The following is a 17996-nucleotide window of genomic DNA, read 5'->3' as shown; positions in this document are numbered from 1 at the left end:
TTTCGCTGCCGGCAGCACGATAGATCTCCCTGGCACCATTTGGATTTCCCCGGCACATCGGCCGTTGTTGAAACATATTGAAGGAGATGCGCAATGGGCTATACCCAAGAGAATAAATTGATTTCGATCGACACACCATTGGGGGAAGACGTATTGATGCTAGCCCGCTTTTCGGGGAAAGAGGCGGTATCACGCCTTTTCGAGTTCGATCTGGATCTTCTTTCCGAAGACCATGAAATCGATTTCAAGGCAATCATCGGTAAGCGGGTAACCGTCAGAATCAAGCTTCACGACGACACGGAGCGCTTTTTTCACGGCATGATTTCCAGGTTTTCCCAAAAAAGCGGACTGCCCGCAAAAGGGTCGGAAAAACCCAAATTCTCCAGCTACACGGCGACCATGGTGCCGGCATTCTGGATGTTGACCCGGACCGCCGACTCGAGAATATTCCAGAAAAAATCAATTCCGGACATCATCGAACAGGTTTTTAACGATCAGGGCTTCACGGACTATGAACTCAAGCTGTCCGGATCCTATGAGAAAAAGGATTATTGCGTTCAGTATCATGAAACGGACTTCAATTTCGTTTCCCGGTTGATGGAACAGGAAGGCATATTTTATTTTTTCAAGCATGAAGAGAAAAAACACACCCTGATCATCGCTGATTCTGCCAATGAGAATGACGCCTGTCCGAACCAGGCGGAGGCAAAATACCAGGCAGACGATTCCGGGCTGGACGGTGAGGACAAAATCACCCTTCTGGAGATGGTGCAGGAGATCCGCGTCGCCAAATACACGGTCAATGACTACAATTTCAAGGCGCCCAATGCGGACCTGAAAACGGATGTCTCCACCCAGCAGCCCCTGGGCTCCGGTGAACGCGAGGTCTATGACTATCCCGCAAAATATACCAAACGGGATGAAGGCGACCGGCTGGCCAATTTCCGGATCCAGGAGGAGGAGGCGCAGGTCACGACCATCACCGGAGAAAGCCGCTGCCGGGATTTTTCAAGCGGGTTCAAGTTCGATCTTCAGGATTACTACCGGTCCGATATGAACGAGAGGTCCTATGTGCTGGTATCCGTCACCCATGAAGCCGCGGAGCCGATGGGGTTGGCCGGTGCCGAATCGGTGGCCACCTATTCCAACCGTTTCACCTGTATTCCCCAGGATGTGCCCTTCCGACCGGCTCGTACGACCGCCAAGCCGGTCGTTGACGGTACCCAGCCCGCCATTGTCGTGGGGCCTGCCGGAGAGGAGATCTACACGGATGAACACGGCCGGGTGAAGGTCCAGTTCATCTGGGACCGGGAAGGTGCCAACGACGAGAACAGTTCGTGCTGGATCCGGGTCAGCCAGCAGTGGGCCGGGGCCGGCTGGGGGGCCATGTTCATTCCGCACATCGGCCACGAGGTGATCGTCGACTTCGAGGAGGGCGATCCGGACCGGCCGATCATCACCGGACGGGTCTACAACGGAAACAACCAGCCCCACGACGTCCTGCCCGACGAAAAGACCAGGAGCGTGATCCGCAGCTGGAACGACAACGATATCGTTATCGAGGACAAGGACGGGGACAAGTTCATCAAGATCAAGCAGGCCAACGGCAATGAAATCTACCTGCACGAAAGCAGCCCCGATATCGAAATTAAACAGGAGTGCGGCAACAAAATCCATATGAAGGCCTCCGGCCCTGATATCGAACTTACCCAGGCCTGCGGAAATGAAATCCTCATGAGAGAGGCCGAAGGGATCCAGATCAGGGATAAATACGGCAATGAGGTGGTTCTGGATGCAGCGGCAGGCTTCATGAGGTTGGCCTCACCCAGCCACAATTCGTTTATCGAACTGGGTAAAAGTATCCAATACCAGACCGACAGCAATAACCGGCATCTTATTTCCGGTGAGGCCAAATATACGATTCTCGGGGCGACATACGAATTTTTCGGGGGGATCAAACAGAACCATACGGTGGCCTTGCAAAGCGAAATTTTTGCAGGCGGAAAACACGAAACGTTGATCGGCGGCAAAGTCACCATTAATCAATCCAAGGAAGTTACGAAAAACTACGCCGACCGGGACAGATTGTCCGACGGGCATCTTTTTTACGGATCCAAAGATTATATTGAAATGGCCGGCGGCAAAGGGAAAGAGGGCATACTGAAACTGGATGCCAAGGGCGCCCTGATCGATGCCAAGGGCACCAAGGTGACGGTCAAACAGGGAAGCGATCTCAATTTTTATTCCAAGGCCAACAGCGAATACAAAGCCGCGGGCGGCATCGTGATCCAGGCCGGTAAACGGATCAACCTGAACGCCAGCGAGGTAAAGGCCGTCAAGGGCAAATTTACGGCCAAAAATATCAAGGATATTGGATAAGCCGCCTCCGGCGGCATCCTGTTCCAATCTTTCTTGCCACCGATCGGGGTCAGGCCGGTGAAACCTGGAATCACAACGTGCGTCATTATTCTGTCATTGCTGGTAGGATCCTTTATTCTCGGAGACTTTTGCCATATGGATTTTTTTGGTGTCGGCCGTTTCATGGCCAAAAAAAAACTGCCCGAAGTTGCAAAAAATCTTGGATTAAAGGAGAAGCCCGGATCATCGCCGAGAAGCTTCAACGAATATTCCGGAAAGTTCAAAGGGCATTTCGTCAAGGTTTTGCCGGAAAGCGCTTCGGTTACCGTTTTTATGCGCCACATTCCCAACTTGAAATTGAGCAACATCTACAAGACCGCCAATTTCGATACCGGTGATGCCCGGTTCGACCGGTTTTTCACCGAGCGCACGGCCCCCCCGGATGTGGGCGAGAAAATTGCCGCTTCTGCTGAACTGATCGAATTTGCCGACCTTTTGCGCCGGAAGTGGAAGCGGAGATGCGAATTTATCGAAGCGCGTTTCGACAACGTGGCCTGTTCCATGAACTACGGCAACGGGCACTATATTCCGGCGGATATCCTCGAACCGATCCTGTCGGACCTGGTCCGGTTTGCGGATTTGCTGAACCAGGCGGCCAATGCGAGCGTGAAAAAAAACAACAGGCAACCATAGGTCTATTCCGTGGATATCATTAACGACACGCCGTTTACTTTTGGATACATGGCCGGGAGAATGCCCTTTCCGGGCCATTCGCTGACCTTGATCGTCAAAGGCACTTTCGACCTTGTTCCTGACGGGGTGGTGGTGCTTTCCGCCGAACAGCAACTGCCCACCGGGGATGAATATTATGAAGACGACGAGGAGATGCAGGGCGGCCCCCGCTATGCCACCGACTTCGCCTGTTACAAGCCTCTGGCTGACCTGAGCCTTGCGGGGCACTGCCATGCTCCCCAAGGCACCTTGACCCCGGCCCGCAGGGTCAGTTTTCAGGTGGGCGATGTGGTTCGCTCGCTGACCGTATATGGGGACCGTTACTGGATGGGACCGATTGCCACCGACCCGGAGCCCTTTCAAAAAATGGCGTTGCGCTACGATTACAGCTACGGCGGCAAGGGGTTCAAGGAAAATCCCACCGGCAGGGGTTACGCCAAAACGGAGGACCGGGGCGCCGTCACCAGAAGGTACCTGCCGAATATCATGCAACCCGGCGAACAAATGGCCACGCCGCTCTCCAGGCTGGAACCGGCGGGGTTCGGGCCGATTCATCGGGAATGGGCCCAGCGCAAATCCAAACTGGGGTCCTACAAAGGGTCGTACCTGAAAACCCGCTGGCCCTGGTTTGCGGAAGACATGGACTGGCGATATTTCAATGCGGCGCCCCAAGGGCTCCAGACCCAATTCTTGCGGGGTGATGAAGCGCTTTATTTCGAGAATCTCCATGGGGAGCGTCAAGATTACCGGTCCCGGCTTGCCGGCCTCCAAACGCGCTGTTTTGTGAACTGCACAGCTGCGGACCGTTCGGGTAAAGAGCCGTTTTCGGAAGTGGTGATGAACCTGGACACCCTGTGGGTGGATATGGACAATGAGAAGGTCGTGCTGGTGTGGCGCGGTTGGACCCGGGTGCTCTCCGAGGAATTCGAAGAGGTTGAGCAGATTCTGATCGCTTCTGAACAGATCGGCCACACGCCTGAACCCGTCTCTTACTATGAGAATTTGCTGTATCAAAGGATGAGAGAAGAAGAGGCCTTGTGGGAGGAGGCGGCGCCCCCGGAGGAGCCGGCCCCCGAAATCGGTGACGATACCGAGACGCTGATCGCCGAAGCCGAGGCTTCCTATTGCAAAGCCATGAAGGAAGCGGGAATGGACCCGGACCATCCGCAGGGGCCCAGTGCGGCGGACAAACTGGAGGAGGAACGGGTTCTCCGGGAGTTGGGGCTCGATCGATTGGATCCACCGGCGCCCGAACTCACCCGGGAAAGCGTTGCGGCCCGGTTCAACGATACCGGAAATATTGCCGGCCTCAATCTTGAGGATCTGGACCTGTCCGGCCTTGATTTCAGTGGCGGGATGCTGCAGGAGGCCGTCATGACCCGCGCCAATCTTTCCGGGGCCGTATTCGACGGGGCCGATCTGACCGGCGCGGTGATGGCTGACGTTGACCTTTCGGGAGCCAGCTTCAAAAAGGCCAATTTGACTGACGCCGATTTTTCCATGGCCAACTGCACGGGTATCGATATGACCGGGGCCACCATCACCGATGCGGTATTCGACAGTGCCCGGTTGACCCGGGCCAGAATTGAAAAGGCGGATGCCACGGGGGCCAGTTTCATTGAAGCCGATCTGTCCGGCGCCAGTTTGGTCCATACGGATCTGGCGGGTGCTGACCTGTCGGCCGCCAATCTGGCTCAATCCAACCTGTCCGGTGCGAATTTGGTGGAAGCCACGCTCGAAGCGGCGCAAGGACCCGATGTGGTAATGGATGGCGCCGACCTTACCGAACTGAGGGCCTCGGAAAAATGCGCGTTTAACGGCGGGTCGTTCAGGCAGGTAAAAGCAGAAGAATCCATTTGGGAATCGGCCGATCTCAGGGACGCTGATTTCTCTTTTGCCAGAATGGCGGGCGCCAGTTTTTCCAAAGCCAGGCTGCGTTCCGCCAGGCTGAGCGCCGCAGACCTGAAAAATGCCCGTTTCGAGAAAGCCGATCTTTCCAATGCGGACCTGGTCTATGCCAACCTGCTGGAGAGCAGCTTCGAAGGGGCTGACCTGACACGCTGCGATTGCCGCAATGCCAACCTTTACGGGGCTGAATTTCTGAATGCCACCGTCGACCAGACGCGCTTTGAGAAGGCCAATCTCAAGATGACCCAACTTAACCGAAGCCGGGCAGGGTGATAATGCAAGGAATCCCTGATTTTAATACGTTACTCGAACAGCTGAGGGCCGGAGAGGTCATAGCGGGCGCGCTTTTCTCTGAAGAGACCCTTGCAGGGATGCATCTGGCCGACGCACAACTTCCGGGCACCAAATTCAACGCGTGCAATCTGTCGCGAATCCAGCTCTTGAATGCTCATCTTTCTGATATTCTGTTCAATAATTGCGACATACAGGACTCGGACTTTTCCGGTTCCGATCTCACCGGCGCCATCATCATCAACGCCAGTGCCGGCGGGGCCAGGTTTGCCCGGGCCAGGCTCACCGGGGCGATGTTTTTCTCGGACAACATCCCGGTCAAGGACTCCTCCCAGGCGATTGTTTCCTTCGAACACCTCAAGCTTCCGGGGCTGGCCGTCGATCAGTTGAAGGGCCTCGGGATCCTGGGGTTCAGGCGCGGTGTCTCCGTTTTCCGCAGGGCCGATTTCAGCGGCGCTTCGGCCCGGGGCTGCGAATTCGCAAAGACAGTGATGAAAGCGGCATCCTTCGTTGAAGCCGACCTGGAAAACAGCCGATTTTCCCAGTGCGACCTGTCGGCAGCCGATTTCGGCAAGGCTCAGCTCATTCGGACCCTTTTCGACCGGACCGATTTATCCGATGCCGGATTTACGACCGCCCACATGGCCGGCAGCCAAATCATCGCATGTGAACTGGCCGGATGCGATTTCGCCACTGCCAATTTTAAAGGGGTGGTGTTCCAGAACACGGACCTGCGGCCGGTCAAGCAGCTGCCGGCCAATTTGCAGCAATGCCAATTCATCGAATCGAACCTGTCCGGCCTCGATCTCTCCTACCGCGACCTGAGCGATGCCGTATTTGCGGACTCGGATCTGAGCGGCGCCCGTTTTTCACGCTCAAACCTTGAAAACATTTCCATTACCAATTGCCGCATCACCGGCATCGATTTCAGCGGCATGGACTTGTCCGGCACGGATTTTGCGGGAGCCCGGCTTCAGGATGCCAAATTCGTCGGCTGCCAGCTGAACGATGCCGATTTTACAGGTGCGGATCTTACCGGGGCCGATTTTTCCAGAGCACTGATCACCGACGCCATTTTTACCCAGGCCTGCCTGAACAATGTCAGTTTCAAAGACGCCGTTATGGATGGCTGCGACCTGGAACAATGTGACTTTAACGGGATGAACCTCACGGACGCCAAGATCCGGAGGGCTGATTTCGAGGCGGTGGATTTTACCCGCGTGACCCTGGCGGCCACCATCATGAAAACCTGCGAAATGAAAAATTGCCGCTTCGAAGGCCTGAATCTGTCCGGCTGCGATTTCACCGACTGCGATTTTGAAGGCAGCAACCTGAAAAATACCGTCTTGGACCGCACCAATTGCAAGCAGGCCAATTTTGCCGCTGCCGACCTTTCCGGCGGCAGTTTGAGACAGGCCAACTGCCATACGGCCAATTTTACCAAGGCGCTGTTGACGAAAACGGTGTTTCATGCCGCCGATTTAAGGTGCGCCTGTTTTGCCGACGCGATGGCTGAGGATGCGGATTTTGCCGCTGCGCGCATGGACCGGGTGGAATTCACCCGCTCCAATCTGGTCCGTGCCGGTTTCAAACATGCTGCCGTTCCCTATGCCGACTTTTCCTATGCCGTTTTGCAGGATGCCGACCTGTCCAACGCCAACCTGCTGCAGGCAACCCTTCACATGATCGACGACCGGGGGGCCAATTGGCGGGGGGCCAGTCGCAAGCTGGCTGAAACGACGGACAAGGACCGTGCTGAAGCAGAACTGTGGGCGCCTCCGGAGCCCCAAGGATAGCGTGATTTTGTCGACCTGGGCATTCATTCAGGCGCAGGTGTAAAGCAACCGAAAAGGAGAACCCGAATGCCACGAGCCGCAACCATCGTTCCCCTGCACCACATATCCCCGACCATCGAACCGGCAGTGGTCAAAGCGCCCTGCGACCCGGAAGGCTGCCTGCGGATCCGGAGGGCGGATGACACGGCGGACCGCCGCGCACGCATGGCTTTATATCCGCGGCCGGCCATGACGCCCGGCGATGAGGTATTGACCATGACCGACGCCGGCGGGGAGACCTACATCGTCGGTATTCTGTCCTGCAGGCCTGAAGATCCGCAGCCGGCCGATAAGATCCGGCTCTCCGATGGGTCGGTTGCCCGAATCGAGGGGGCTCCTGACGACGAATCCCTGAAACTCTACACCAGAGAAAATGAACTTCTGGTCGACTACCGGTCCCAAACCGGTACCGTCAAGATCCATGCGCCATCGGGCAATCTTGAATTCGCAGCGGACCGGGGCGGCATTGCGTTTCACGCTGCACGGGATATCCGTATGGACGGCCATCGCGTAGCCCTGAACGGCAGGCATGACCTCCACATGGGCGTTCAGGATCCCAACGGCGGTGCCGGGCCGACCTTGTCCATGAAAACCCGGAAAATGGCTCTGGCTGCACCGGTGCTGGACCTGACCGCCCGGCGGGCGCAGCTGTTTCTTCAGGAGACACGGATTGCGGGGAAAAAAATGATCGGTCGCGTGGGGGATGTCAGGTTCATTGCCCGCAAGATCGAATCGGCGGCCGACACGGTGATGGCCAGAGCCAGAAACGTATACCGGACCATCTCGGAGCTCAGCCAGCTGAAGGCCGGGCGCCAGCGTACGCTGATCGAAAAGACCAGCCATATGAAGGCCCGGAAAACGATTATGAAATCCGATCAGGATTTCAAAGTCAAAGCTGAAAAAATCCACCTTGGATAGATTCAGGACGTGGCTCCTGCACAGAAATTACCATACGTAACCCCAGGAGAGTGACGATGCCCCCCATATTCCCCGCTTCCACAACCCAGGGCGGCAACACCTTTGCCATGCCGGACGTCTGCCTGACGCCGGCCCCGCCGGCGCCCAGTCCGGTGCCCGTTCCCTATCCCAATACCGGTATGGTCAACCAGGCCAAAAAGACATCCACCAAGGTCAAGTTCACCGGCAAACCGGTTGTGACCAAAAAATCGGAGATATCCCGCTCCATGGGAGACGAGGCCGGCGTTAACAAGGGGGTGAAATCGGGCATGAACATGGGAAAGGTGACCTATAAAAAGGGAAGTGCCAAGGTAAAAATACAGGGACAGCCTTGTGTGCACCTTACCTGCATGTCCGCCCACAACGGCATGAGCGCCAATATGCCGGCGGGTGCCCAGGTGGCGCCCAGCCAGACCAAAGTGATCGTTTCCCCTTGAGGCGGTCGAAAAAATCACTTCACATTATCCAGACTGAGTTCCGGTGAGGGGCCCTGCCGCGACTGCGCGAGGGCGATTCATCCCTGCAGGCCAGGTCCGCAGCTGCATCTCGGGCCTTATCGGCAACCGGTTCAGGCGCAGTCTCTAAATACCACATGTGGTATGGTAACGTTCGGTTTGATACAAGATGGGGTGGGTGGCTCGACCGCAAACGATTTGGGGGCCCCAGTCCAGCATGGATGCCGGTGCCCTGATGACGGGAAACGAGCTGACGGTCACCGTAGAGAAGGGATTTTGAGAATGAAAGGTGTTATTTGAAGAAACTCTTAAACAGGGAATTGGATTTTTTGCCTTTTTTATCGGCAGTCGGCACACCGGCGTCCGAACCCTGAATATTGGGGTCGGCGTCGGTTTTGTCCAACGGCTCAGACACCACATCTTGTATTTCCGCCAGCCTTCCACCACCAAGGAACCTGAATTTGGGCCCCTGGTCGGTCAGTGCCAGCTCCCTGGGCCAGTACCGATTGCGTTCCCACCGGTCGCCCATTGATGGACACCATGCTTCTTCCCGTCAGATCCTTGGCGTAATAGTCATTCTCGTTGAAGAAAATCTGGACGTGCCGCCCGGCCAGTGCGGTGTTGGCGATCACGAAATCACACGCCGGATCGGTGCCGATGGAAACCGGCAGCAGGTTGTATGACTGAAGGGTCGGGCCGTACTGGATGACCAGCGGTGCGTTGGTGCTGATCACCGGGATTTCCAGATCCGGTCCCACGGTCAGCCCGGGTTCAGGACTTGGGGCTTGGGGACTCGATGGCGGGGCCACCGGCGGTACGACCGGCGGTGCCGCTGCCGGAGGGACCTGGACCGGTCTGGGCGTCTGCGGCGGAACCGGTGCCGCGGGTGCGGGCTGAGCCGACGGGGCAGGGGACACGGGCTGTTTTTCGGCTTCGATTTTGGTCAGGAAGCTGGCTTTGGGTCCGTTTTCGGAAAAGGTGATCACATCGCCGTCCCTGAGATACACATCGGCAATTCGCTTCCCGTTGACATAGGTGCCGTTGGTACTGGCGTCGATGATACGAAACCGGTTCCCCTGGCGTTCAATGCGGGCGTGACGCCTGGAAATGGTCGTCATGTCCTTTTCGAAACGGACCTGGCAGGAGGAGTGCCGGCCGATATGAACTGGAAATTGTGAGAAATCCTGAATCTGCCCTTTCAATGAGCCCTGTATGTGAACCAGCTGGACGGTGATATTCGGGATCTGGGGCATATGGACCCACCTGCATGTGTCGGTTATCGGGTTGTTGTTATGGCAGTGACGCAGTAGTTCTCGCACCGCGACGGCGAGCGAACCCAAAGGTATTGTCAACCCCCTGCGGTGAAGATCTCCCGCGGCTTGCAAGGATGGAAGCTTTCATTCGGTCGACTATTGCCGCAAAGATGTGATCTGTGTCAAGGGGTTTTCGTCCGTTCAAGACTCATTCCGCCGTACTTTTTTTAATCCGTTCCAGCCGGTCGTTCAACAGGGTTGCCTTCTTCAGATTCTGCCGGACATCCTTGTAGTCGGGGTCGACCGACGTGACTTTTTCCCATGAGGCAATGGCCTGCTTCAGTTTTTCCTGGCCGAAAAAAACAATGCCCTCGTTATAGTGGAACTCTTTGAAGGCTTCCATGCTTTCTTCGATATAGCGCCGGCAGTCATTACAATCCGGTTTGATGGCGATCGCTTTCTCAAAGGAGGCCTTGGCCGCCAGATAGTCCTGTTTGTTGAAAAGAATCAAGGCTTTTTGATAATTCGTCTGAAAGAGCAGGTCTGCGGTTGAAGGATCATCCGGATCGAGTGCCAGAGCGCGTTCAAGTGTTGAGACGGCCCTGTCGTATTGGTTGCTGTTGAACTGCTGTTCCCCCTTGGCCCTCAATGCATCGGCTTCCATCGTCCGGCATGCGTCCAGAAGGTCATTGCAGTCCCGGCAGTTGTCGTCGTAGTCAAGGGCCGTGGTGATGGCCGTCTTGGCCGCATCAATCCGATTGGCCGCGAGGTGCTCTCTGCCCAGGGCGACATATGACCGGGAAATATAATCGATCGCCACGGCATCGTCCGGGGCGGCACTGAGAACCTTCTGCAATTCAACGATGGTTTCATCGTATTTTTGTTCATTGAACAGGGATATGCCTGTTTCCCGATATTCCGACACCTGGTCCACCGGCTCCGACACCTCCTGCTGAAGGGTATCAGGTGATTCAGGAGCCGGTTCCGATGTGGGGGCAACGGGTTCAGATTCATCGGTTTCAGGCGCATAAGCGACATCCGGGACCGGTTCGGCGGCCTCGGGCAGGTAAGGTTTTTCCGGGGCTGCCGCCGCCGGGCTTTCCAGCCGCGGCACTTTCACTTTTTGTCCGACCTTGACGCTGGTGGGGTCGGCAATGCCATTATATTCGGCAATGACATGGAACAATTTGACATCGCCGTAATACATCTTGGCGATTTTGGACAGGCTTTCCCCCGGCTGGATCTGGTGAAGGGTGTACTCGCCTTCGACCATGGCCGGAGATGTTGAAGGGCCGGCGCTGATCCGATTCAGGTCTTCAACCGTTACACCGTCGATGGCCGGAACCATGATTCGCTGGCCGACCCTGACCTGGGTGGCATCTGACATGTTGTTGAAATTGGCGATATGGTGATATTTTTTATAATCGCCGTAATACTTGAGAGCCAGTTTGGAGATGCTTTCCCCCGGTGCAATTTGATGGGTGATGAACTTTTTTCCACCCGCCGGTTGGCGTTGTTGAAGCATGGCGGCGGCCTTTTCATGGTCCGGCCGGTATCGGAGCGCCTTTAAAAATTCTTTTTTGGCCAGGTCCCACTTGCCTTTGTCCCTGAAACGGAGGCCGGCCTGATAATGGGTTTCAGCCAACCGGTCCAGTTCTTTTTCGAGCCGTTCAATGCTGTCGATGATGATCGTTTCATCGGGCTCGATGGTACCGGCCAGCTTGTACTGCTCCAGTGCCTCCACCAGGTTCCCCTGAGCCTCATAGGCGTGGGCCTGTTCGATATAGGCATTGGCCTGTTTGTCCTTCTCCCGGGGCGCCTGGGGCGTTTGACATCCCCACATGATCAGCAGAAGCAGTCCCAACCCGATACATAGGTGTTTGCGATTCATGGCATGCTCACTTTAGTGGATAGTAGTTAAACGTTTTCAAACGGGAGGCAAAACGGTTCATGTCCCGCTTTAATATCTGGTCGCGTTTCAGTAAAAAAGGATCGGCGAAAAACGGGTTGCTTCCCCGGTCCACGGTCACCGCGATTTTGTACCCGGCCTGACGGGCCAGCGACACCACCGTCTGGTTTCGCCGGCCGAAAGGGTAGGAAAATATCAAGGTGTCCTGGCCGAGCTTCGCATCAATGACCTGCTTGGACCGGAATATTTCCTTTTTCAGTCGGGCCAGGTAGGCCTCGCCGTCCTCGTTCTTTTTCTGTTTGGAAAGATCGCTGTGGGCCACTGAATGGGAGCCGATGTAAAATCCATTTTGCTTCAATTCCCGCAACTGGTCCCATGTAATGGCCTTGCTGGACACCCCCACGTAATCCAGGTAAATGAACAGGGTCGCCGTGAACCCGTATTTCTTTAGGATCGGGTAGGCCACATTATATACCGAGCGATAGCCATCGTCCACGGAAATCATGACCGCATTTTTGGGGATCGGCTGGCGATAATCCAGAAACGCCGCCAGTGCTTCAGGGCCGATCACCCGGTAGCCATTTTCCTTGAGATACCGAAGCTGCCGTTCAAAGACGTCCGCAGGCATGCACAGCGGTGAATCACACGACGGGGCAAAACGGTGATAGCACAGTATGGGAACGGTCTGGTACCCTTCCGCGGTGATGCCGGCACGGTTGGGGATCACCAGGGGAACCACAATGAATTGCTCGGGCTGAAATGCCCCTTTGGGGTTGGCGTCTTCCACCATCCAGGCCAACTGCCCTTCACCCAGGTATTTTTCGGCAAGCATTTCTGGTGTCTCACCGGGTTTCAGGCGATGGAGAATGCGCTCCTCGGAACGGTACACGTCGGGCCGGGAAAACAGGGGGGCGGCGCCTGGTCGAGGTCCGGCGCAACCCGCCAAAACGGCGAGCCCGATGACAAGCGAGAGGAAACCGGCATACAGGCGTGCGGGGCGTGAGCCAATCGGGTCCATGGTTGAAACTCCGGTGTCAGCTGAGAAAAACCGCGAGAACCAGCGTCGTTGTGGAAAGGGACTCACGCTGTTCTATCTTCCAAGAATATCCTTGCCTTACCTATCATAGCCACCTCCACAATTCAATAGCCGACGCCGGTGCAGTCAATTCCGACCCGGATCCATCTGAAAGCCTGCGATCCCATGTCCATCGCCGTTGGTCAATGGCCCGGCCGGTGGGGATGGTTACCCGGGGCAAGGGGCGCAAATTGGCTGCTGTACTGGAGAAGTCGCTTGACAATCCACTGGTATCATAATACTTTTAGCTCCATTCGAAGCAGCGGCAGACCGTGGCGTATTGGCCCGCCAGACCCTTTGGCGAGCCGGCCTTTCCAGATCCTGAAATCGCCGTGCCCGACGCAACCACCCACTGATTCCAAGCTCCGAGGTAAGCTGACGTGAAGCCTGAAAACAAGACCGGACGGATTAAAAAGACCCGATGGTTTACCTGCCTGTTCATCTGGTGGGTCGTGGCCGTTTTTTTTTACCTGTTCATTGCCGCCAAGGAAAACAATCTGGTGGAGCGGGTCCGGGACAAAGGGATTCAAACTGTCCTGAACAGCGCCCAGCAAGCCGGGCTGCCCCTGCTTGAGCGGGATGTCCAGGCCCTGACCCGGCTGACGCAGGACGTCCACCGAATGAAAGGCGTGGTCAATGTATCCATCATTGATCACAAAAACAAAATCATCGCCTACAGCAATCCCGACCAGCTGTTGCGGATGCCGTCAAAAGCGTTACCATTGAAGGACGGCGTCAGTTTCTGGCCCCATACCCTGGACGATGGCACCGGTGCGGTCTGCTTTTCTACCGACATCATCTATGCCGGCACCAAAATAGGTGCGGTTTTTCTGGCAATGGATGCCGGTGGCTCCGCCGGATTGACCTCGGGGTTTTTTTTATCGGCGGTGATTAGTTTTCTGCTGATCATATTTGTTCTGCTGGTCGTGGATTTTCATGGTGTCAGGCCGTTGAAGGCGGCCATGCAGGAGCGCTTTCGTGTCTGGGCCTACGCTGACGGCCGCTTGCAGGATGACCGGGAACTGATTTGCCCGGTGTGTGGCAGCCACAAGCCGCTGAATCCTTCATTTTTGCTTCAGGCCAACCTGGACCGGTATCCGGTCGTCCGGTCGGCGCGAAAGGAGAATGGATCCGCTCAGTTGCTGATTGACAAAGGGATCAATTTGCGTGAAATTTCGCGCCGTGAGGACCTCGGCTGGCTCCGGCGGCAGATGATCCACAGATGTGCAGACATCATCAAGAAACTGGCCGGTGATTAAGGGCTTGCGGAAAAAAAACTTCGCAGAATTGGCGCTCGGATTGGGTTCAGGCCTGGCCGATCCGAGGGAGCAAAACCACAGGGACAGTGAACTCTTTCGCGGATTTTGTGAGTAAGGCATCGGCCAGAGAGGGGCGGAATCCGATATGCGGAAATGGGAAGTTTTTTTTCCGCAAGCCCTAAGACGTGCCGCGACAATGAATCGACCGGATGGCAAGGAGAGTGAGCATGCCCGTGGGTGAGAAAGCGTCGACAACCATGATGTGGATGAAGCAGTTGTCCACCACAACCATCAACTCCGTTTCCAGCAGGCTCAAGGCATTCATGTCCGGATCCCCGTTCAAACGGCATATCGCCGTCGGCGTGGCCGTCTGGATCGTCCTCAATCTGATCGTGTTTTTCATTTACCAGGGGAAGATCGATACCGCGGAAAAGTCGTTTTACAACAAGGGAATCGATCTGGCCCTCGGCCTTTCGGACAAGAGCAGTTCCCCGATTCTGTCGACCGACATTCTCTCATTGAACGTTGCCATTCGTGAAATGATGGAGAACCCGGAAATCCTTTTCACGGCCATACTGGACCATCAGGACAAAATCCTTGCCCATTCCGACCCGGTTAAGATCAACCGGCAGATGGAACCGGTGCAAGGGGAAGCCCCCGTTGAAACGATCAATGGCGTTCAAATCGTTTCGGGAAAAGACGATGATCAGACCCCGGTCATCGTTTTCAGAAACGACGTCACCTATTCCGGGGTGAAAATAGGGAAGGTGGCCATTGGCTGGGGGGGGGGGAAGCTGGCATCGGCGGTCGAGTCCTACCGCCTTTACATGGTGCTGTTTATGCTTGCCAGCCTGGCCGCTGTTGCCGCGGCCTTGATTCTGGTGGAGCGAACCCTGAAAAAAAGAAAAATGGCCATGGAAAAAGCCATGGCGGGGATGACCCGAATCGGGCCTTACCTGCTGACCCGCAAAATTGCCCAGGGCGGCATGGCGGAGCTTTATCTTGCCGATTATCTGCGGGAAGACGGTTTCAGGAAGACGGTTGCGGTTAAAAAGGTGCTGCCCCATCTGGCGGACAATCGCGATTTCATCGATATGTTTATCCGGGAGGCCCGACTGGCTGCGCTCCTGCAACATCCCAACGTGGTCCAGATCGCCGATTTCGGAAAAATACAGAATGCCTACTTCATTGCCATGGAATATGTTAACGGAAAGAACCTGGCGGAAATAATGGGCTTTTTGAAAAAGGGCCTGCCGGTGGATATGGCGGTGTTTCTGGTATTAAAGATCAGCAATGGCCTGCAGTATTCCCACTCCCGGAAAGACGATAAGACCGGCACACCGCTGAACATCGTCCACCGGGATATCAGCCCGCAGAATATTCTCATCTCGCTGAACGGCGAAGTCAAACTCAGCGACTTTGGCATCTCCAAAGCCACGTCGGAGCCGTCTTTGACCCAGGCCGGTGTCATCAAGGGCAAACTTTCCTATCTGTCCCCCGAACAGGCCATGGGGCAGGACGTGAACCACCAGATCGACATCTACGCCCTCGGACTGGTTTTTTATGAAATCCTGTCGGGCAGCCGTCTGTATCGATTCGCCAACGACATTGAGGCCATTCGTACCATTCCGCAGATGACCATCCCGCCGATTATCACCAGGCGTCCGGATATTCCCCAGGGGCTGAACGATATCGTCATGAAGTGTCTGGAAAAATCAACCGTCAAGCGATACCAGACTGCCCAGGAGCTTCACGACGATCTGTTGAAGCTCAAAAACCACCTGGGCATTACCTACGATGCTTCGGACCTGGCGCTGTTCATGCGGGGAAACTTTGAAGAACCGGAGCCTGAACCCGTTGTCTGAGCAGTGTTGCCGGCAGCAGGGCCTCAGTGGTGCCTGCACGCAGCGGGAACGTCCCGGACGGCTTTTCCGAAACTCGATTCGATCTGAAAGGTGAAACACAGGTGCCACAGGACTCGCCGATGATCACTTACCACGGTGCTACGGACGTCGGAAATGTCCGTGCCAACAACGAAGATGTCTTTTACGTCTGCGAAGCATGCCACTACTGCCTGGTTGCCGACGGTATGGGGGGGGCCGCGGCAGGAGAAGTCGCCAGCCGGATTTTTGCGGACACGGCCAAAGCCGTATTTGCAGGCCATGACGGAAAGTCCGAAGAGAACACCATTGCCCGGGTGCAAACGACCTTCAAGCTGGCCAACGATAAAATTCTCAAGCACGTCGGAAGCCACCCGCATGATCAGGGAATGGGGTGCACCGCCGAATTGCTGGCTTTTTCCCAGGGACATTTTATTATCGGGCATGTGGGGGACTCCAGAACCTACCGGCTGAAAAACGACACCCTCAAGCAACTGACCAAAGACCACTCGCTCGTTCAGGAACAGCTGGACCAGGGGATCATTACCCCTGAGGAAGCCCGGCGGCACGCCATGCGGAACGTCATTCTCAGAGCCGTCGGGGTCAACGATACCGTTGCCCTGGATATCCTTAAAGGGAAGCAGCATTCCGGAGACCTGTTCCTGTTGTGCAGCGACGGACTGACCGATATGGTCGAAGAATCGTCGGTGCTGTCAGCACTGTCTGCCGACGGGACGCTGCGCGAGCGCTCCGATGCGCTGATTCAACTGGCCAAGGATGCCGGTGGCAAAGACAACGTAACCGTTGTCCTGTCCGCCCTCGCCTGATGCGGACATTCCGATTTTTTCCCTTTCAAACGCGATCGAAGATCAAATGAAATACGGACGTTACGAAATCGTCAAAGAGTTGGGCCGGGGAACCATGGGCGTGGTTTACCAGGCGCACGACCCGCAGATCGACCGCATGGTGGCCCTGAAGGTGCTTCGATCGGACCGTGTGGTCAGCCAGGACTTCGTTCTCCGGTTTCTGCGCGAGGCCAAGGCCATCGGCCGGATATCACACCCCAATATCGTAACCGTATACGACGTGGGGCAGGACCATGACACCATTTACATCGCCATGGAATATCTGGAAGGGCGGCCGCTGAACGCGGTGATCAAAGGAAAGACCCTCCCGGTAGACGAAGCGGTGGCCCTGTGTGTCCAGGTTGCCGAGGCGCTGGGATACGCCCACGGTCGGGGCATCACCCACCGGGACATCAAACCCTCCAACATTATCCTGACCCCGGACAACCGGATCAAACTGACCGATTTCGGCATCGCCCGGATCGAGGACCCCGATGCGGCCCAGCAAACCCAGGCCGGTGACATCCTCGGCACACCGGTGTACATGGCCCCTGAGCAGGTCATGGGGCAGAAGGCCGATGGCCGGACGGATCTGTATGCCCTGGGGGTGATTGCCTATGAGATGGTGGTGGGGAAACGGCCCTTCGGCGGTGGAAATATCGCCGCTATTTTCCGGTCAATCACCCATGAACCACCAGAAGACCCGATGAAAAACGGGAATTTTGGCAACCGTGCCCTGGCCGACCTGATCCTGAAGAGCCTCTCCAAAGATCCGGCCGGCCGTTTTCAAACCGGCGATGCGATGGCGGCGGCCCTGAACCGCTGCCTGGATGCGGCGTCCCATCCTTTTGCGGAAACCGCCGCCCCACAGGAAAAAGCGGGCAGCTCAAAGAGGATCGGTCCGGCTCTGGTGCTCCTTGGCCTGTTCCTGGCAGCCGGTATCGTCGGCTATTCCCTTTTCCTCAAACCTGCAGACGACTCCGGCATTGCCGATCCTGCGGCAGTACCGGTGGCTTCTTCCATACTCGATGTCACCAGCAGTCCTGATGGTGCCCAGGTTTTTATTGATTCCACATTCAAAGGCACCACACCGGTGGATATCCCATTGGCGCCGGGCAGTTACGAAGTCCGGTTGAACCTGCCCGATTACTATGAATGGGAAGCCCGGATTCAGATCGGTGAAGAAGGTCCGACGCCGCTGCAGGTGCGGCTGGTATCCATCAACTAGTTTTTCATCAG

The 17996-nt window shown here is 56.1% G+C and carries 13 protein-coding genes; 10 read left to right on the top strand and 3 right to left on the bottom strand.

The genetic code is table 11. From position 1 onward, the window contains the following. Window positions 1-93 precede the first annotated feature (93 nt). The 6 genes from DSCA_RS05515 to DSCA_RS05490 all read left to right on the top strand — a co-directional run bounded on the left by DSCA_RS05515 (window position 94) and on the right by DSCA_RS05490 (window position 8518). Window positions 94-2379 (top strand): type VI secretion system Vgr family protein, encoded by a 2286-nt coding sequence (locus tag DSCA_RS05515; protein ID WP_155315473.1) that lies wholly within the window; start codon window positions 94-96, stop codon window positions 2377-2379. 135 nt (window positions 2380-2514) lie between these two features. Continuing rightward, window positions 2515-3051, top strand: coding sequence for a hypothetical protein (locus DSCA_RS05510; RefSeq protein ID WP_155315472.1), 537 nt, complete (start codon window positions 2515-2517; stop codon window positions 3049-3051). A 9-nt stretch (window positions 3052-3060) separates the two neighbouring features. After that, a complete protein-coding gene (locus tag DSCA_RS05505) occupies window positions 3061-5271 on the top strand; it encodes a DUF2169 family type VI secretion system accessory protein (protein WP_155315471.1) in 2211 nt (736 codons plus the stop codon). A 2-nt stretch (window positions 5272-5273) separates the two neighbouring features. Beyond that, window positions 5274-7085, top strand: coding sequence for a pentapeptide repeat-containing protein (locus tag DSCA_RS05500; protein WP_155315470.1), 1812 nt, complete (start codon window positions 5274-5276; stop codon window positions 7083-7085). A 66-nt stretch (window positions 7086-7151) separates the two neighbouring features. Continuing rightward, window positions 7152-8042, top strand: coding sequence for a DUF3540 domain-containing protein (locus DSCA_RS05495; RefSeq protein WP_155315469.1), 891 nt, complete (start codon window positions 7152-7154; stop codon window positions 8040-8042). Window positions 8043-8098: 56 nt separating this feature from the next. After that, on the top strand, window positions 8099-8518 hold the full coding sequence (locus DSCA_RS05490) for a DUF4150 domain-containing protein (RefSeq protein ID WP_155315468.1): 420 nt from the start codon (window positions 8099-8101) through the stop codon (window positions 8516-8518). Between the two features lie 425 nt (window positions 8519-8943). Here the strand turns inward: DSCA_RS05490 and DSCA_RS05485 are convergent, their stop codons facing one another. The 3 genes from DSCA_RS05485 to DSCA_RS05475 form a co-directional block, all read right to left on the bottom strand. After that, window positions 8944-9789: an FHA domain-containing protein gene (locus tag DSCA_RS05485; RefSeq protein WP_155315467.1), complete on the bottom strand. Its 846-nt coding sequence runs from the start codon at window positions 9787-9789 to the stop codon at window positions 8944-8946. Between the two features lie 208 nt (window positions 9790-9997). Further along, a complete protein-coding gene (locus tag DSCA_RS05480; protein WP_155315466.1) occupies window positions 9998-11680 on the bottom strand; it encodes a LysM peptidoglycan-binding domain-containing protein in 1683 nt (560 codons plus the stop codon). 7 nt (window positions 11681-11687) lie between these two features. Beyond that, window positions 11688-12716 (bottom strand): polysaccharide deacetylase family protein, encoded by a 1029-nt coding sequence (locus DSCA_RS05475; protein ID WP_155315465.1) that lies wholly within the window; start codon window positions 12714-12716, stop codon window positions 11688-11690. 437 nt (window positions 12717-13153) lie between these two features. Between DSCA_RS05475 and DSCA_RS05470 the strand changes: the two genes are divergently transcribed. The 4 genes from DSCA_RS05470 (at window position 13154) to DSCA_RS05455 (ending at window position 17985) form a co-directional block, all read left to right on the top strand. Continuing rightward, a complete protein-coding gene (locus DSCA_RS05470) occupies window positions 13154-14032 on the top strand; it encodes a hypothetical protein (protein WP_155315464.1) in 879 nt (292 codons plus the stop codon). A gap of 227 nt (window positions 14033-14259) precedes the next feature. Then, window positions 14260-15897: a serine/threonine protein kinase gene (locus DSCA_RS05465; RefSeq protein ID WP_167527618.1), complete on the top strand. Its 1638-nt coding sequence runs from the start codon at window positions 14260-14262 to the stop codon at window positions 15895-15897. Window positions 15898-16016: 119 nt separating this feature from the next. Further along, a complete protein-coding gene (locus tag DSCA_RS05460; protein WP_155315462.1) occupies window positions 16017-16739 on the top strand; it encodes a Stp1/IreP family PP2C-type Ser/Thr phosphatase in 723 nt (240 codons plus the stop codon). A gap of 46 nt (window positions 16740-16785) precedes the next feature. After that, the gene (locus DSCA_RS05455) at window positions 16786-17985 is read left to right on the top strand and encodes a serine/threonine protein kinase (protein WP_155315461.1); all 1200 of its coding nucleotides are present in this window, start codon (window positions 16786-16788) and stop codon (window positions 17983-17985) included. The last annotated feature ends 11 nt before the right edge of the window (window positions 17986-17996 follow it).

This window comes from Desulfosarcina alkanivorans (genome assembly GCF_009688945.1).
Lineage (GTDB): Bacteria > Desulfobacterota > Desulfobacteria > Desulfobacterales > Desulfosarcinaceae > Desulfosarcina > Desulfosarcina alkanivorans.
The sequence above is the reverse complement of the archived record's forward strand: the minus strand, read 5'-3'. Positions and strand labels throughout refer to the sequence as shown.

Bases quoted from the DNA above. Each gene is read 5' to 3' on its own strand.
- DSCA_RS05515 (WP_155315473.1), top strand. From the start codon at position 94: ATGGGCTATACCCAAGAGAATAAATTGATTTCGATCGACACACCATTG.
- DSCA_RS05510 (WP_155315472.1), top strand. From the start codon at position 2,515: ATGGATTTTTTTGGTGTCGGCCGTTTCATGGCCAAAAAAAAACTGCCC.
- DSCA_RS05500 (WP_155315470.1), top strand. From the start codon at position 5,274: ATGCAAGGAATCCCTGATTTTAATACGTTACTCGAACAGCTGAGGGCC.
- DSCA_RS05495 (WP_155315469.1), top strand. From the start codon at position 7,152: ATGCCACGAGCCGCAACCATCGTTCCCCTGCACCACATATCCCCGACC.
- DSCA_RS05490 (WP_155315468.1), top strand. From the start codon at position 8,099: ATGCCCCCCATATTCCCCGCTTCCACAACCCAGGGCGGCAACACCTTT.
- DSCA_RS05485 (WP_155315467.1), bottom strand. From the start codon at position 9,789: ATGCCCCAGATCCCGAATATCACCGTCCAGCTGGTTCACATACAGGGC.
- DSCA_RS05480 (WP_155315466.1), bottom strand. From the start codon at position 11,680: ATGAATCGCAAACACCTATGTATCGGGTTGGGACTGCTTCTGCTGATC.
- DSCA_RS05475 (WP_155315465.1), bottom strand. From the start codon at position 12,716: ATGGACCCGATTGGCTCACGCCCCGCACGCCTGTATGCCGGTTTCCTC.
- DSCA_RS05465 (WP_167527618.1), top strand. From the start codon at position 14,260: ATGCCCGTGGGTGAGAAAGCGTCGACAACCATGATGTGGATGAAGCAG.
- DSCA_RS05460 (WP_155315462.1), top strand. From the start codon at position 16,017: ATGATCACTTACCACGGTGCTACGGACGTCGGAAATGTCCGTGCCAAC.
- DSCA_RS05455 (WP_155315461.1), top strand. From the start codon at position 16,786: ATGAAATACGGACGTTACGAAATCGTCAAAGAGTTGGGCCGGGGAACC.